Origin of the sequence: Sinomonas atrocyanea, assembly GCF_001577305.1 — a bacterium.
GTDB classification, from domain to species: Bacteria; Actinomycetota; Actinomycetes; order Actinomycetales; family Micrococcaceae; genus Sinomonas; species Sinomonas atrocyanea.
Map to the genome: position 1 here is coordinate 201,606 of NZ_CP014518.1, position 16,032 is coordinate 217,637.

The window sequence follows — 16,032 nt, forward strand, 5'->3', positions numbered from 1 at the left end:
AAAGGTTGGCGAGGGCCCGCCCGCGGCAAAGGCCGGCTGGGCGACAGCGCCGGCATCCCCAAGTGGCACTCCCAAGCTGGGCAGCCGCACTGACCATCGGACGCAAGGAACCGATCCCGGCCCCCGGAACATATAAGGGCAACTGCAGACAGCTCATGGCCTTCGAAGACAGGCAATGGGCCCGAGTCGTTTTGGCTCCGGGACGGTTGATGGTCCTAGCGACGCGTGTAGCCCATGTTGGCGCTGACCTTGAGTCCGGCTTCCGTGAGCGTTTCCAGCAGGCCGGGGATCTTCTCGGGGTCGAACCGGAACGCGGGCCCCGAAATGCTGATGGCGCCCGTTACTTCGCCCTGGTGGTTGTAGACGGGCACCGCCACTGCATTCAGGCCGATCTCGAACTCCTCCCGCACTACCGCGTACCCTTTGGCGCCCACCTCGAGCAGCTGCTCATCCAGTTCTTTCCGGCTGGTGATGGTCTTGGCCGTGCGGGCTTTCAGTCCGGTCTCTTTCAGGATACGGTCCCGTTCATCAGCACCCAAGGCGGCCAGGAGCACCTTCCCGCTGGAGGTGGCGTGCAGCGGCGTCAGGCTTCCCACCCAGTCATACGTTGCCAGTGTTGAGGGGCCCATGGCTTGGTCCACATTGACGGCATAGTTGGACCGCAGGACGGCGAGGTTGACCGTTTCCTTGAACTCTTCGGCGAGGCTCTCCAGCACAGGCCGGGCCTCGTGGACCAGACTCAGCCGCCCCGGAATGGAGCTGGCCAGGCGGAGGATCCCAAACCCGAGCTCGAACTTGCCGCGGTCGCTGTTCTGGTGGACCATCCCACGGCTTACCAGCGACCCCATCAGCCGAGAGACGGTGGACTTGTGGATGCCCATCTCCTCGGCGATCTCACTGACGCCTGCGTGCCCTTCTCGCGCCAGGATCTCCAGGACAGTCAGCGCACGCTCCACGGACTGCACGCCGCCGGACTGGCCGCCCTCGACGTCGGCATCTGATCCCGGTTCATTTTTAGGAGCCATACCTGATGATCCTATGCGGGGAACCGTGATGGCGGTGACAGCGGATAGGACCAGGCCGTAGAGGCGACCGGACCACTCGGTACCGCATTACTGCGGCCACCCAACAGTAAAACCTGGTTCAATGCGAACCTCTGAATCCCGGTCCTCGTTGTGGCTCATCGTCGTTGGCGCCAAGCCAGGATCGGCGCCTGGGGCGCCGCAGAAGGGCGGGTCAGAGGACCGTGCGCGCGGCCTGGAGGAAGGCCCGGATGAGGCCCAGGTCCTTCACCCCGCGCGAGGACTCCACGCCGCTCGAGACGTCCACCCCGCCGGGCCGCAGCGCGGCGACGGCCTCGCCCACATTCTGAGGGGACAGGCCGCCGGCCAGGGCCCAGAACCCGGCGGGCGGGGCGCCCAGCTCGTCGTCGGAGAACCGCTCACCGGAGCCGGGAACGGCGGCGTCGAGCAGGAGCCGGTCCGGGGAGGACCAGCCCGTCGCCGTGCGCCGCGTGTACTCACCGGCGGAGAGGGCGCGGATCACGCGGAAGCCGGCCCCGCGGAGGGCATCGGCGGTCGCATCGGGCTCGTCTCCGTGCAGCTGGACGGTGTCGACGCCCGCCTCCCGGGCCAGCGCCGCGACTTCCTCGAGCGTCTGGTCCCGGACCACCGCGACTGTCTCGATCTCGCGTCCGGCCCTCGCCGCGGCGTCCCGGGCGGCGGCCACGAGCCGGGCCGCCAGCGCGGCCCCCACGGTCCGAGGGCTCCCCGGGGCGAGGACGAAGCCCACAGCGTCGGCGCCGGACTCGACCGCCGCCTCGACGGCCTCGGGGGTGGACAGGCCGCAGATCTTCACCCAGAGCATCAGGCCTTCTCACCGCCGGCCGGGGCAGCGTGCTCCGCCTCGTAGCGGACCTTGATGGCCCCCCGCTTGACCTTCACTTCGAGGATCCGCACGCCGGCCAGGTCGGAGAGCGAGCGCACGTGGGTGCCGCCGCAGGGCTCGGCATTGACCCCCTCGATCGTCACCGTGCGGTGCCCGCTCGCGTCCACCGAGGAGGAGACGGCACCGCCGCGGGCGAGCACGGCGTCCATCTGCGCCTGGATCTCGGCGCACACGGCCTCGCGCAGCTCCGGGGTGGCCAGCTCGTCCTCGTGGCCGGCGGGGTCGAAGTCCAGCCGCGCCTGCCCGGGGAAGTGCGAATGCCCCGAGTGCTGCCACCCGCGCGCCTCCCCGAGGTGTCCGAGGACGTGGCCGGCCGTGTGGAGCGCCGCGTGCCGGCGGCGCAGCGCCGCGTCGATGCGGCAGACGACGGCGGCCCCCACCTCGGGCGCGGACGTCGCCCCGGTGAGCACCACGAGCCCGGACGCGTCGCGGGCCGGGGTGACCGGGTCGCCGTCGAGCGTCCCCTCGTCCGAGGGCTGGCCGCCGCCCTTGGGGTGGAAGATGTTCGGCGACACGGCCGCCCAGGCGCCGTCCTCGCCCGTCCCCGAGGCGACCACGGTCGCCGTCGCCTCGGTGAGGTAGGTGTCGTCGAAGTACGCGTTAGTCTGCTGGGCTACGGCCGTGGTCATCCTTCAAGTCTAGGCGGGGCAGCCCCGGCCCCGGCCGGGCTCTGTCTCATCGGGGGCGCCGCTGGGTAGTGTCGGTGCATGGGAGATCCGATCAGGACCGGTCCGGGCACCGCCGCGCCCACCACCCCCGGCATGGCGACGGCCTACTGGACCACCGGCCCCCGCCGGGGCGAGCTGCGTCCGGTGCCTGTTCCGGAACCGGGCGAGGGGGAGGCCCTCGTCCGCGCCCTGTACTCGGGCCATTCGCGCGGCACCGAGAACCTCGTCCACGCCTGCAAGGTGCCGGACCGGGTTGCGGACCTCATGGAGGCCCCCCATCAGGAGGGCAGCTTCCCCGCCCCCGTGAAGTACGGCTACCTCTCGGTGGGGGTGGTGGAGCGCGGGCCGGCCGAGCTCGAGGGCCGCACCGTGTTCTGCCTGTACCCGCACCAGGACCGCTACGTCGTCCCGGTCGCGGACCTCACCCCGGTGCCCGAGGGCGTGCCGCCCCGCCGCGCCCTCCTCGCCGGCGCCGTCGAGACCGCTGTCAACGCCCTCTGGGAGGCCGGCCCGCGCATCGGCGACCGGATCGCCGTGGTGGGCTGCGGCCTCATCGGCGCCTCGGCCGTCGCGCTGCTGCGCCGCTTCCCGCTGGACCGGCTCGAGGCCGTGGACCCTGACCCCGGCAGGCAGGGTCTCATGGACGCGCTCGGCGTCCGGCTCGTTGCGCCCGCGGACGCCGCCGAGGACTGCGACATCGTCCTCCACGCCTCCGCCACCCCGGAGGGGCTGGCCCGCTGCTTCGAGATCGTGGGCGACGACGGCGAGGTCATCGAACTGTCCTGGTACGGCGACCGCAGCGTCCAGGTCCCGCTCGGGGCGGACTTCCACGCCCGCCGCCTCTCGCTGCGGGCCAGCCAGGTGGGCCAGGTCGCCCAGCCGCGGCGCGTCCGGCGCACGACGGCGCAGCGGCTCGCCCTCGCGCTGCGCCTGCTCGAGGACCCCGCGTTCGATGCGTTCCTCGGCGAGCCCTCCGACTTCGCCGACCTGCCCGCCACGATGGACCGCCTCGCGGAGGGCGGAGACGTGGCCGGCGCGTGGCCCGGGCTGTGCCACGTGATCCGCTACCCCGGCGCCCCCTGATTCCCCGCAGCCCCCGAGAAGGAGAGCCATGTTCAGCCTGACCGTCCGCGACCACGTGATGATCGCCCACAGCCTCCCGCGGCCCGCCTTCGGCCCCGCCCAGGGACTCCACGGCGCCACCTTCGTGGTCGAGCTGACCGTGCGCGCCGAGGCACTCGACGCGAACTCGACCGTGATGGACATCGGCGAGGCCTCCGAGCTCCTCTCCTCGATCCTCGACGGTCTGCGCTACCGCAATCTGGACGAGCACCCCGACTTCACCGGACGCCTCACCACCACCGAAATGCTCGCCCAGCACATCGCGGTGGGCGCCGCCGAGGACCTGCGCCGCCTCGGGCACCTCACCGCGGTCGAGGTCACGCTCCGGGAGAACCCGGACGCGTGGGCCTCCTGCACCGTGGACCTGGCCTCGGATCGCGCCCGCTGACATGGAGCGCACCGGGGTTCCCGCCGCGGCCTCAGTCCCGGCCCAGGTCCGGCTCGTGGTGCCGGACGGGCTCGGATACACCTCGGGCGGGACGGTCTACAACACCCGGCTCGCCGAGGCGCTCCGGATGCTCGGCGCGGCGGTCGAGGTGGTCGGGGTGCCGGGGGCGTGGCCGGTCGGCTCGGCCGAGGACCGGCGGCGCCTCGCCGCGGCCCTCCTCCCCGGCGGCGAACCGGCCCACGTCCTGGTCGACGGGCTCCTCGCGCTCGGCGCCCCGGACGAGGTCGCCTCGGCGGTCGCCGCCATGCGCGGCGGCGGAGGGCGCTTCGGCATCCTCGTGCACCTGCTGCTCGCCGACGCCGCCGGGCTCTCCGCGGACGAGGCCGAGCGGCTCGCCGCGCTAGAACGGCGCGCGCTCGCCGCGGCGGACGTGGCCATGGTCCCGAGCGGCTTCTCCGCCCGGCGGCTCACCGCGCGCTACGGGATGGTGCCCGAGGTGGTGCGGCCCGGCGTCGCGGGCGGGCCGCCGGCCCGGGGGAGCCTCCCAGACGGCAGGGCCCCGCACGTGCTGTGCCTCGCGGCCCTCCTGCCGGGGAAGGGGCAGCTGCGGCTCCTGCGCGCCCTCGCGGCCCTCCGCGACCGGCCCTGGACGCTGACGCTCGCAGGGTACGACGCCGCCGACCCGGCCTACGCGCGCGCCGTGCGGGAAGCCGCCGCGGACCTCGGCATCGCCGACCGCGTGCGGGTGCCCGGCGAGCTGCGGGAAGGGGCGCTCGAGGCCGAGTGGTCCGCGACGGACCTCACGGTGCTCGTCTCGGACCCGGAGACCTACGGGCTCGCGGTGGTGGAGTCGCTCGCGCGCGGCGTCCCGGCCATCGTCACCTCTCGCACCGGTGCGGTCGAGGCGCTGGGGCTCTCCCTCGAGGGAGGTCTGGGGACGGCCGGGGCCGCGGTGGAGTCGCCCCGGGAGACGGGGCGAGGAGCCGAGGACCCCCTCGTGCGGGAGCTCGCGGGGTGGCTGGACGACGCGTCGGTGCGCGCGCGGTGGCGGGCCGCGGCGCTCGCGGCGAGGCCGCTGCTGCCCGGGTGGGAGTCGACGGGTCGCGCGGTGCTCCGCGCGCTCAGCCTCGCCAGCGCAGGGTCATGAGGAACCCGACGATCGCGATCCCGAACCCGGCGAGGATGTTCCAGTTGCCCAGCTCGGGGAAGGGGAACAGGCCTTGGGTCACGTAGAACGTGATGATCCAGAGCAGGCCCACCACCATGAGCCCGAACATGACGTACTTGTACCACTGAGGCGTGGGCCCGCTGGCGCGCTGGGCGCGCCGCTGCCGCTTCGCCTTCTTCGCGGCCCTGCGCTCGGCCGCCTTGCGGTCGGCCGACCGGCGATCGGCGGCCTTGGGGTCTGCTGCCTTCTTCGGCGCGGCCGCAGCCGGCTCGTGCTGTGGCTTGTCCGTCGACTCGGGCACTCGTCCTCCTCGGGGCCCGCCCGTCACGCCGCGGGGCCCGCTTGATATTCTGCTAAGCACCAACACGCTGCACCGCGGGTGCGGGCCGTGCGCTTCTGAGGCTCCAGTCTAGCCGCAGGAGCCCGCCGCCCCGCGCCGGCCCGGACGAAACGGCTACTGACGCATGACCACCCGCATCCTCGTCATCGACAACTACGACTCGTTCGTCTACACGCTCGTCGGCTACCTCCAGCAGCTGGGCGCCGAGACGACCGTGGTGAGGAACGACGACGTCTCGCTCGCCGAGGCGATCGAGCTCGCCGCCGCCCGCGACGGCGTCCTCGTCTCGCCCGGACCGGGCAACCCGGCCGAGGCCGGGGTGTGCATCGAGCTCATCAGGTGGTGCGGGGAGAACAGCAAGCCGATGCTCGGGGTGTGCCTGGGCCACCAGGCCCTCGCCGAGGCCTACGGCGGCACGGTCACCCACGCCCCGGAGCTCATGCACGGGAAGACCTCCCTCGTCGAGCACGAGGGCAGGAGCGTGTTCGCCGGCCTTCCCTCGCCCTTCACGGCGACCCGCTACCACTCCCTCGCCGCGGTCGCGGACACGATCCCGGAGGTCCTCGAGGTCACCGCCCACACGCACTCCGGCGTGGTCATGGGCCTCGCGCACCGGACCGCGCCCCTGTGCGGTGTGCAGTTCCACCCCGAGAGCGTGCTGACCGAGGGCGGCTACCAGATGCTCGGCACGTGGCTCGAGTCCCTCGGCCTGGCCGGCGCCGCCGAGAAGGCCTCGCACCTGAGCCCGCTCATCACCGCCGGCTGAGGCCGCTCAGCCGTTCCCCCCGCCCTTCTTGCCCGGGGGATTGCCGCTGTTGCCTGGGCCGGACGGCGCAGGGGCCGTGCTCGTCGTGTCGGTGGGCGACGGCGAGGGACTCGGTGCCGGGGGCGGCGGCGGTGCCTTCGCCACGATCAGGGACACCGTCCCGCCCTGGTCCACGCTGCCGTCCGCGGCCGGGTCCTGGTAGGTGACCGTGCCCGGCGCCGCGTTGGCGTCCTCCTGCTCCTGCACCGCGGCCTTGAGGCCGCGGTCCGCCAGGGCCTTCTGCGCGTCGGCGACCGCCATGCCGCGCAGGTTGGGGACGCTGACCTTGCCCGTGGAGACCGTCAGCTCCACCTCGGTCCCGAGTCCCACGGTCTGGCCCGCGCCGGGGTTGGTCGCGATGACGGTGCCGTAGGGCGCCTTGGGATCGTTGGCGAGGATCGAGCGCGGCTTGACCTGGAGCCCCAGCGCCTGCAGCGTCGAGCGGGCGCCCGACTCGGTGGCGCCGATGATCGAGGTGGGGATGGTCGCGTTGGCCGGTCCGTCCGAGATCTCGAGCGAGATCGAGGAGCCCTTCGCGAGCTGGGTGCCCGCGTCGGGCACCGTCTTGATCGCCGTGCCCTTGGGCACCGTGGGGTCCTTGGGGTGGGAGATGTTCGGCTGCAGGCCCAGCGACTGGAGCTTGAGCGCGGCCTCGGTCTCCGACATGTTGGTGACCGCCGGGACGGTGATCATCTGCACCGCGGAGGGCTGGTTCATGTACTGGTAGAGCAGCAGGCCGCCGCCGGTCGCCACGAGCAGCGCCATCACGAGCAGCACCACGATCCAGGTGCGCCGGCGGCCGCGTCCACGGCGGGCGCGCTCCTCGTCGCGGGCGTCGTCGAACTGGATGAGGTCGCCAGGCGGAGGCGCGTAGGCCGGGAACTCGCCCGTGTCGCCGAGGTGGGACGAGGACCCGGCCCCGTCCGCGGATTTTGCCCCGGCCCCGTCCGGTCCGGCGCCGTCCTGGCCCGGGCCCGCACCGTTCTGTCCGCCGCCCGACTCGCCGACGAGCCCGACCGCGGCGGTGGGGACCCCGCCGTCGTCCGCGGCGGCTCCGGCGGCGGCTCCCGCCGTGGCCGCGCCCCGACCGGGGCGGGCGGGGACGACGACGCCGGCCCGCGCCCCCCGCAGCGCGCGCTGGAAGGCGGCGGCGCTCTGGAAGCGGTCGTCGGGGTCCTTCTCGAGGGCGCGGTCCAGTACGCTCTGGAGCGCCGGCGTCACGTCGGGGTTGAAGTCGGCAGCGGGCCGGGGCACCGACTGGACGTGCTGGTAGGCCACCGACACCGCGGACTCGCCCACGAAGGGCGGCCGCCCCGTGAGGAGCTCGTAGAGCAGGCACCCGGCCGAGTAGAGGTCGCTGCGGGCATCCACCACCTTGCCCTGCGCCTGCTCGGGGGAGAGGTACTGGGCGGTGCCGACCACGGCCTGGGTCTGGGTGACCGTCGCGGAGGTGTCCGCGGTGGCCCGGGCGATCCCGAAGTCCATGACCTTCACGGATCCGGGCTCGTTGCACGCCATGACGTTGGCGGGCTTGATGTCCCGGTGGATGATGCCGTGCTGGTGGCTGTACTCGAGCGCGGAGAGCACGCCGAGCAGGGCGTCGATGGAGTCGTCGATGCTCGGGGTCCCCTCGCGGATCACGTCCCGCAGGGTCCGGCCCTCGACGTACTCCATGACGATGTACGGCACCGCGACGCTGTGCGGCGAGAGCGGGTCCGAGTTGTGCTCGCCGGTGTCGTAGACGCCCACGATCGAGGGATGGTTGAGCCCGGCGACGGCGCGGGCCTCGCGTTCGAAGCGGGCCCGGAACTGCCCGTCGCGGGCCATGTCCGGGCGCAGCATCTTCACCGCGACCCGGCGCCCCAGCCGCAGGTCGAGGCCCTCGTAGACGTCCGCCATCCCGCCCCGGCCGATCAGCTCGCCGAGCTCGTATCTGCCCGAGAGGACGATGGGAGCGGGCATAGGCTCGTCCTCTCGTTCCAGGGGCGGGTGGGCGGAATAGGTCACAGGGTCAGCTGCTCGGGGCGATCGGCAGCGTGGACGGGAGGGCACCTGCTGTCTGCGACGGCGTCTGCGACTTGGCCGGGCTGCTCTTGGGCGGCGCGGTGGAGGACGGCGCGGGCGGCACGGTGACCGGCGGCTGGACCGAGAGGTAGGTGACGGTGATCGTCGACCCGACCGTGACCTGCCCCGCGGGCGTGACGTCGGTGACCTGGCCCATCGTTCCGGTCTGCGACTGGACGGCGTTGAGTGCCACGTTCATGCCGAGCTCCTCGAGCTGTGACTTCACCTGAGTGTAGTTCTGCCCGATGTAGTTCGACGGGACGATCGTGACCGTGGCGGGCGCCGGCGGCGCCGTCGAGCTCGGCGGTTCGCTCGTGGGCGGCGCCGAGCTCGTGCTCGGGGCGGCGCTCGAGCTGCTCGGTGCGGTCGAGGGCAGCGGCGACGGGCTGAACAGCCCGGCGTTGGAGAGCCACACGCCGATCAGCACGAACAGGAGCAGGAGCAGCAGGGCCACGAGCGGCCACGTGAGCGGGCTGCGCTTGCGCTGCTTGCGGGCCACGGGCGGCTCGGGCTGCTCGTCGTCCTCCGGCGCGTACAGCGGCTGGTGCACGTCCTCGCCCGCGGCATCGGCCCCGCGGCCGCCGTCGCCCACGAGGGGCAGGGCCGACGTCGCGGGCGCGCCGCGCGAGGCCGAGGCACCCGCCGCTGCGGCGGCCGCAGCGGCTCCGGCGGCCAGGCCCGCGCCCCCGACGACGGCGGTGGGGGCCGTCTGGCGCTGCAGCTTCCCGGTCGAGACCGCGTCCATCGCCTCGGTCGAGTCCTCCTGCAGGAGCATGCCCGGCACGGCGGCCTGGGCGGCCCGGATGTCGCCGCGGCGGATGGCCTCGGCCGCCTCCGCGAGCTTGATCGCGTTCGCCGGCCGGTTCCGGGGGTCCTTCGAGAGCATCGACATGAGCAGGGCGCGCACGGGGGCGGGAAGGTGCTCGGGCAGCGGCGGCGGGGCGTCGTTCACCTGGGCGAGCGCGATCGCGATCTGGCTCTCGCCCGAGAACGGGCGGTGGCCGGTGAGGCACTCGTAGCCGATCACGCCGAGCGAGTAGATGTCGCTCGAGCCCGTGGCCTGCTGGCCCGTGGCCTGCTCGGGGGCCAGGTACTGCGCCGTGCCCATGACCTGGCCGGTCTGGGTCAGCGGGACCTGGTCGGCGAGGCGGGCGATGCCGAAGTCCGTGACCTTGACCCGGTGGTCCGGGGTGATGAGCAGGTTCCCGGGCTTGACGTCGCGGTGCACGAGGCCCTGCCCGTGGGCGACCGCGAGGGCGCGGGCGGTCTGGGCGATGATGTTGAGGGTCCGGTCCGGGGAGAGGACACGCTCCCGCTCGAGGATCGCGCTGAGCGGCTCGCCCGGGACGAGCTCCATGACGAGGTAGGCGGAGCCCTCCGCCTCGCCGTAGTCGAAGACGTTGGCGATCCCGCTGTGGTTCAGCAGCGCGGTGTGGCGGGCCTCCGCGCGGAACCGCTCGAGGAAGCTCGGGTCGCCCGCGTACTCCTCCTTGAGGATCTTGATCGCGACGATGCGTCCGAGCACCTCGTCGCGGGCACGCCACACCTCGCCCATGCCCCCGATGGCGATCCGGCTCTGCAGCTGGTACCTGCCGCCCAAGGTGATGCCTGACGTCGGTCTCACTTATTCAACACCGCCTCAAAGATCTTTCTCGCTGTCGGACTGGTCAGCGCGGCGCCCTGGTAGATGTCAACACCTTCCATCACCACGGTCACCTGAACCTGGGGGTTGTCCGCGGGAGCGAACCCGGTGAACCAGGAATTGTTCAGCATCTGGCCCTTGCTGTTGGTCACACCGAGCTCCGCGGTGCCGGTCTTGCCCGCCACCTTGACGCCCGGGACCGCGGCCGCGCCGGCGATGCCCTGCGAGACCACGTCGGTCATCCACTCGGTGATCTGGCGGGCGATGTCCGGCGTCGTGGACGTGCGCAGCACCTCAGGCTTGGGCTCCGAGACGACATGGAGGTCCGGGGCCGTGATGCTCTTGACGAGCGAGGGCTTCATCTGGACGCCGCCGTTCGCGATCGCGCTCGTCACGAGGGCGATCTGCAGCGGGGAGGCCTTCACATCGAACTGGCCGATCGCGGACTGGGCGAGCTGCGCCTGGTTGAGCTTCTGCGGCCAGACCCCGGGGGAGTAGTCGAGGTGCAGCTGGTCCCCGGCGTCCTGGCCGTAGCCGAACGCCGCCGCCTGCTTGGCGATGGCGTCCTGGCCCAGGTCGAGGGCGATCGAGGCGAACGGCGTGTTGCAGGACTGCTCGAGGGCGAAGGCGAAGTCCGCCTTGTCGCGCGTGTAGCAGTTGCCGCCGGCGTAGTTCGGCAGCTGCGTGTTGGTCCCCGGCAGCGTCATCTGGGCCGGGTTGGGCAGGACGGAGTCCTTGTTGTACTTCCCCGAGGCCAGCGCCGCCGCCGTGTCCACGAGCTTGAACACCGACCCGGGCGCCAGCAGCGCGCCGGTGGGGCCGCTGACACCCTGGTTGAGGTTGATGCCCTGCTCGGACTGGATCTTCTGCATCGCTGCCGACGCCGCCGCCTGGTCCTGCGTGGCGATGAGGTTCGGGTCGTAGCTGGGCTTGGAGACCATGGCGATGATCGCCCCGGTCTTCGGGTTCGTCACGACGATCGAGCCGCGCTGGCCGTCGGGGATGAGGTCGTAGGCGAGCTTCTGGATGGCCGGGTCGATCGTGAGCTCGACCGAGGCCCCCTGCGGCTGCTCGCCGAGGAAGAGCTGGCGGATCCGGTCCATGAGCAGCTCGTCGGAGCGGCCCGTGAGGGTCGAGTTCATCGTGTTCTCGAGGCCCGAGGAGCCGTACACGTTCGAGTAGAAGCCGGTGATGCCCGCGTACAGGTCCTGCCCCGGGAAGGTGCGCTGGAACTTGCACGTGTCGGAGCCGCTCTCCACGGACTGCGCGATCGGCTTGCCGGCCACCAGGATCGGCCCGCGCTCCTGGCAGAACGTCTGCAGGATCGCCCGGTTGTTCCAGGAGTTCTTGTTGAGGTCGTCCGCCCCGATGACCTGCACGTAGCTGATGGCGCCGAGGATGAGGGCGAACATGACCGCGATCGCGATCCACGCATTCCTGATCGCCTGGTTCATCGGGTCCTCACCGCCTGCGTGGTCATGGTGTCTCCGGGTTGGGCCAGGTCGGCGTGCCGCGCGCTGCCGTGGCCGTCGTCGGCCACGAGGGGCCCTTGGGCCGTGGGCCTGCGTGCCGCGTTCGAGATCACGAGCAGCAGGGCCACGATGATCCAGTTCGCGAGCAGCGAGGAGCCGCCGGCGGCGAGGAACGGCGTCGTGAGGCCGGTCAGCGGGATGAGGCGCGTGACTCCGCCGATGATCACGAAGACCTGGAGTCCGATCGCGGCCGAGAGCGCCGAGGCGAGCAGCTTGCCGAACGAGTCGCGGGCGCCGAGCGCGGCGCGGAAGCCCCTCGTGACGAGCAGGGCGTAGAGCAGCACGATCGCGAACAGGCCCACGAGGCCCAGCTCCTCGCCGAACGAGGCCACGATCATGTCCGAGTGCGAGAACGGGACGAGGTCCGGGCGCCCCTGGCCGAGGCCCGTGCCGAGCAGGCCGCCGTTGGCCATGCCGAACAGGCCCTGGACGATCTGGTAGCTGCTGCCCGAGGTGCGCCCGTAGACCTCCGGGGAGAAGGCGTTGAGCCAGCCGTCGATGCGCAGGCGGATGTGCGGCAGCGCCAGGCTCGCGGCCATCGCGCCCGCGAACATGAGCAGGACGCCGAGGATCGCCCAGCTCACGCGGCTCGTGGCGATGTAGATCGTGGAGATGAAGATGCCGAAGAACAGGATGGACATGCCGAGGTCGTGCTGGAAGATGAGGATGCCGATGGCCGCGAGCCACGCCACGACCATCGGGCCGAGGTCCTTGAACCGCGGCAGCTGCAGCTTCCCGATCCGGCGTCCCGCGAGCAGGATGAGGTCCCGGTTCGTGGACAGGTAGCCGGCAAAGAACACCGCGATGGTGATCTTCGCGACCTCGCCGGGCTGGAAGGTCGAGCCGCCGATCCGGATCCACACCTGGGCGCCGTTGATCTCGCCCGCGGTGATGCCGGGGACGAGGGGCAGGAGCAGCAGGACCGCGCTCACGATCAGTGAGATGTAGGTGAACCGGCGCAGGATGCGGTGGTCGCGCAGGAACCAGACCACGGCGATCGCCAGCACCATCCCTACCACGGTCCAGCGCGCCTGCGTGTTGCCGTAGTCGGTCTGCGGCGTATCGAGCCGGTGGATCATCGCCAGGCCCAGGCCGTTGAGCGTGACCACGATGGGAAGGATGAGCGGATCGGCATACTTCGCGCGGAAGCGCAGCACCGCGTGGATCGCCAGGGCCGGGACGGCCAGGAGGGCCTCTTGGAGCCAGAAGTCGCTGCCGAAGGCGGTGCCGTCCTGCAGGCCCTTCATCGTGTTCGCGCCGATGGACACGGCGAAGGCCAGGAGCAGGAGCAGCAGCTCCACGTTCCGCCGTGGCTTCTCCACGGTCTCCACGCCGCTCATCGGGTGCCTCCCAGGCAAGGGTCGGGGGTGGTGGTCGGGCTGGGGCTCGCGCTGGCACTCGCGCTCGGCGCGGCAGAGCCTGAGGCCGAAGGCTTCGCGCTGGCGGATGGCTTCGCGCTGGCCGACGGGGCCGTGCCGGCCCCCGCCGTGCCCGACGGGGCCGGGCTCGCGGTGGCGCCCGAGCCGGGCAGGCAGCCTCTCGGGTCGGCCTGGATGCCCTTCACGATGTCCTCGGCGGCCTCGAGGCCGTCCGCGGGCACGCCGGCGCGGAGCCGCTGCTGCGTGTACGGGCTCAGCGAGTCGAGGGGGATGTTGGTGGCCGAGTGGACGTGCGAGAGGGAGATGGGGCCCAGCTGCTGCGAGACGCCGTTGTAGATGGCTACCCGGTTGTCGTAGGCGCCCACGTAGTAGCGGGTCTGGGTCCAGGCGTAGCCGAACCAGACGCCGAGGATGAGGGCCAGGGCGGCGATCGCGCCGAGCCCGATCCGGAACCAGCGCCGCACGGGACGGACCGGTGCGGGGGGCTCCTCCGCGTCCTCCTCGGGCTCGGGGCTGCGGTGGGTGAGGATCGCGGCAGCGCGGCGCGCGGCCGTGCGGCTGGCGACCGAGGGGAGCGAGCCCGTCTCGGCGGCGGAGGCGGCGGCGCCCACGAGTTCGTGCGGACGGGAGTCGAGCTCCCGGCGGAGCACCTCGGCGGAGAGATGGGCGCCGAGGTTCGGGTCCGTCTCCGGCTCCTCGCGGCCGGTCTCGCCGCCTTCGCCCTCGGGGACCGTCGTCTCGCCGGTCTCCGCGGCGGGCGGCTCCGGCGACGCCGCGGCGGCGGGCGCCGAGGCCGGTGCGCCCTCGGCGGCCGCGGCCTGCTCGGCCGCGTTGGCGCGGGGCGGGTTCGCGGCGGCAGCCGAGGTCACGGGCGTGCGGGCGGCCGCCGCTGCGGTGAGGGTCGCTGCAGCCGGGGCCTGCGCGGGCGGTGCCGCCTCGCCGTCGTCCTCCCCGGCGGCGACGACGTCGGCGACGATCACGGTCACGTTGTCCGGTGCCCCCGCGGCCAGGGTGAGCTCGACGAGGCGGTCGGCGCACTCGGCCAGGTCCTCGATCTCCCCCAGCGTGCGGTGCACGAGTGGCAGGGGAACGTAGTTGAGGCCGTCGGAGCACAGGAGCCAGCGCTCGCCCTCGACCGCCGGGAACGTGGCCAGGTCCAGCTCGGGGCTCGCGTCCACGTCACCGAGGACCCGCATGAGCACGTTCTTGTGCGGGTGGGTCTCGGCCTCTTCCGGACGGAGGCGGCCCTCGTTGATGAGCCGCTGGACGAAGGTGTGGTCGGTGGAGACCTGCTCGAGGTCGTTGCCGCGCAGCCGGTAGGCGCGCGAATCGCCGATGTGGGCGAACGCGAAGGTCCCGTCGGAGAGCAGGAGGGCCGTGACGGTGGTGCCCATCCCGGCCAGGAGCGGATTCGCGCTGACGAGCTCGGACAGGAGGGAGTTCGCGGTCTGGATCTCGTCGGCGAGCTGGGTCGCCGCCTCGCCCTGCTCGTACCCGCCGTGGTCGAGGTGGATGAGGTCCAGGACGGTGGAGGCGCTCGCCACGTCGCCGCCCGCGTGCCCGCCCATGCCGTCGGCAACCACCATGAGATGACGGCCCGCGTAGGCGGAGTCGTCATTCTTCGAGCGGAGCCGGCCCACGTCGGAGCGGGCCGCGTAGCGCAGGATCAGCGGGGCCTCTGCCAAGGTCAGGGCCTCAGCTCGATCACAGTCTTGCCGATCCGGATCGGCACGTTCAGCTCCACGGGCTGGGCGCGGGTGAGCTGCTGGTCCGCGAGGTAGGTGCCGTTCGTGGAGCCGAGGTCCTCGATGAACCAGCGGCTGCCCTGCGGGAACAGGCGGGCGTGGCGGCCGGAGGCGTAGTCGTCCTCGAGCACGAGCGTGGCCTCCTGGGCCCGCCCGAGCAGCACGGGGCTGCCCTCGAGCGGCAGGCTGGTCCCGGCAAGGGGCCCCTCGACGACGACGAGGCGGTGCGCCTGCTGGCGCACGGGCGGCTCGGCGAGCTCGGGGTTGCGCCGCACCTGGCGGGCGGTGGGGGCGCCGGTCTTGTTCCGCCGCCCGACGGCGAGGTCCCGGCGCATCGCGCCCACGACGCTGAAGACGAGCAGCCACAGGAGCAGGAGGAACCCCAGCCGCAGGGCGGTGAGCGTCAGCTCGTTCACGCGTTCCCTCCCCGGGGTGCCGGAAGCATGCGGAAGACGATCTTGGTGCGTCCCATGGTGATGGTGGTCCCGTCGTGGAGAACGGCGCTGCCCTCGATGCGGTGGCCGTTGATGTAGCTGCCGTTGGTCGAGCCGAGGTCCACCGCGTAGGTCGTGCTCCCGTCGGTGCGGATCTCGAGGTGCCGGCGGGACACGCCCGTGTCGTCGACCACGATGTCCGCCTCGTTCGAGCGCCCCAGCACCACGGAGTCCGCGTTGACCGAGTACCGCTGCCCGTCGATCTCCAGCACGGGCGAGAGCCGCACGGGCTGGCGGGTCGGGGCGGCCGGGAGGTTCGGGCGCGACTCGTTGCGCTCCGTGCGCGAGTCGACCTCGAACTGGCCGGGCTTGAGCGCGGCGTCGTGCCGGAACGTGAAGCGGACCGGGCCCTGCAGGGTGTAGCCCTGCGAGCGGGCGTGCTTCACGGCCACGTCGCACAGCTCCTCCGCCAGGGGCTGGCCCCAGCCGCGGGCGCGCTCGAAGTCATCGTCCGAGAGGTGCGCCTCGAAGACGTTGGGCGCGAGCGTGCGGCCCTGGTCGATCGAGAATGCCTGGCGGTCCATCTCGCGGCGCAGCCTGCTGGCGATCTCCACGGGCTGCACCTGGCCCTTCGAGCCCGTCGAGAAGACGCCGTGGACGGCCTTCTCGATGCCGCGCTCGAGCCTGTCGAGCAGTCCCATGGCCCCTCCTTCCAGGTCCAGGGCCCGCGGGTGCGGGCACAGTGCCACAGCTTGACGGAGCCGCGCACGCTGCGTGCACAGTCCTCACCCGATACTA

The 16,032-nt window shown here is 72.4% G+C and carries 15 protein-coding genes; 4 read left to right on the forward strand and 11 right to left on the reverse strand.

The features are described from left to right. Positions 1–215: 215 nt before the first annotated feature. The 3 genes from SA2016_RS00960 to SA2016_RS00970 form a co-directional block, all read right to left on the reverse strand. Positions 216–1,025: an IclR family transcriptional regulator gene (locus SA2016_RS00960; RefSeq protein WP_066494410.1), complete on the reverse strand. Its 810-nt coding sequence runs from the start codon at positions 1,023–1,025 to the stop codon at positions 216–218. Positions 1,026–1,236: 211 nt separating this feature from the next. Then, on the reverse strand, positions 1,237–1,866 hold the full coding sequence (locus tag SA2016_RS00965; RefSeq protein ID WP_066494412.1) for a phosphoribosylanthranilate isomerase: 630 nt from the start codon (positions 1,864–1,866) through the stop codon (positions 1,237–1,239). Beyond that, positions 1,866–2,576: an alanyl-tRNA editing protein gene (locus tag SA2016_RS00970; RefSeq protein ID WP_066494414.1), complete on the reverse strand. Its 711-nt coding sequence runs from the start codon at positions 2,574–2,576 to the stop codon at positions 1,866–1,868. Before SA2016_RS00970 ends, SA2016_RS00965 begins: the two co-directional genes overlap by 1 nt. 78 nt (positions 2,577–2,654) lie before the next feature. On the opposite strand from SA2016_RS00970, the gene SA2016_RS00975 reads away from it, so the two are divergent. The 3 genes from SA2016_RS00975 to SA2016_RS00985 are packed head-to-tail and all read left to right on the forward strand — an operon-like array spanning position 2,655 to position 5,272. Further along, positions 2,655–3,698, forward strand: a complete 1,044-nt coding sequence (locus SA2016_RS00975; protein ID WP_229711003.1) for a zinc-dependent alcohol dehydrogenase — start codon at positions 2,655–2,657, stop codon at positions 3,696–3,698. 28 nt (positions 3,699–3,726) lie between these two features. Continuing rightward, entirely contained in the window at positions 3,727–4,125 is a 399-nt protein-coding gene (locus SA2016_RS00980; protein ID WP_066494418.1) for a 6-pyruvoyl trahydropterin synthase family protein, read from the forward strand. Position 4,126: 1 nt separating this feature from the next. Then, positions 4,127–5,272, forward strand: a complete 1,146-nt coding sequence (locus SA2016_RS00985; RefSeq protein ID WP_066494420.1) for a glycosyltransferase — start codon at positions 4,127–4,129, stop codon at positions 5,270–5,272. Here SA2016_RS00985 and SA2016_RS00990 read toward each other — a convergent pair. Continuing rightward, entirely contained in the window at positions 5,247–5,594 is a 348-nt protein-coding gene (locus SA2016_RS00990) for a cell division protein CrgA (protein ID WP_084249211.1), read from the reverse strand. The genes SA2016_RS00985 and SA2016_RS00990 overlap by 26 nt on opposite strands. 163 nt (positions 5,595–5,757) lie before the next feature. Between SA2016_RS00990 and SA2016_RS00995 the strand changes: the two genes are divergently transcribed. Beyond that, the gene (locus SA2016_RS00995) at positions 5,758–6,399 is read left to right on the forward strand and encodes an aminodeoxychorismate/anthranilate synthase component II (protein WP_066494422.1); all 642 of its coding nucleotides are present in this window, start codon (positions 5,758–5,760) and stop codon (positions 6,397–6,399) included. A gap of 6 nt (positions 6,400–6,405) precedes the next feature. Here SA2016_RS00995 and SA2016_RS01000 read toward each other — a convergent pair whose 3' ends face one another. Genes SA2016_RS01000 through SA2016_RS01030 form a run of 7 tightly spaced genes read right to left on the reverse strand, consistent with a single transcriptional unit; the run spans position 6,406 to position 15,935 of the window. Then, positions 6,406–8,400, reverse strand: coding sequence for a protein kinase domain-containing protein (locus SA2016_RS01000; protein ID WP_066494424.1), 1,995 nt, complete (start codon positions 8,398–8,400; stop codon positions 6,406–6,408). 49 nt (positions 8,401–8,449) lie between these two features. Further along, entirely contained in the window at positions 8,450–10,126 is a 1,677-nt protein-coding gene (locus tag SA2016_RS01005; RefSeq protein ID WP_066494426.1) for a serine/threonine-protein kinase, read from the reverse strand. After that, a complete protein-coding gene (locus tag SA2016_RS01010) occupies positions 10,123–11,598 on the reverse strand; it encodes a peptidoglycan D,D-transpeptidase FtsI family protein (RefSeq protein WP_066494429.1) in 1,476 nt (491 codons plus the stop codon). Before SA2016_RS01010 ends, SA2016_RS01005 begins: the two co-directional genes overlap by 4 nt. Then, complete coding sequence (locus tag SA2016_RS01015; RefSeq protein ID WP_084249213.1) at positions 11,595–13,016, reverse strand: FtsW/RodA/SpoVE family cell cycle protein; 1,422 nt, start codon at positions 13,014–13,016, stop codon at positions 11,595–11,597. Before SA2016_RS01015 ends, SA2016_RS01010 begins: the two co-directional genes overlap by 4 nt. Continuing rightward, entirely contained in the window at positions 13,013–14,740 is a 1,728-nt protein-coding gene (locus tag SA2016_RS01020; RefSeq protein WP_229711012.1) for a PP2C family protein-serine/threonine phosphatase, read from the reverse strand. Before SA2016_RS01020 ends, SA2016_RS01015 begins: the two co-directional genes overlap by 4 nt. A gap of 2 nt (positions 14,741–14,742) precedes the next feature. Then, entirely contained in the window at positions 14,743–15,216 is a 474-nt protein-coding gene (locus SA2016_RS01025; RefSeq protein ID WP_066494431.1) for an FHA domain-containing protein FhaB/FipA, read from the reverse strand. Beyond that, entirely contained in the window at positions 15,213–15,935 is a 723-nt protein-coding gene (locus SA2016_RS01030) for an FHA domain-containing protein (protein ID WP_066494434.1), read from the reverse strand. The genes SA2016_RS01025 and SA2016_RS01030 overlap by 4 nt, the downstream gene beginning before the upstream one ends. Positions 15,936–16,032: the final 97 nt, after the last annotated feature.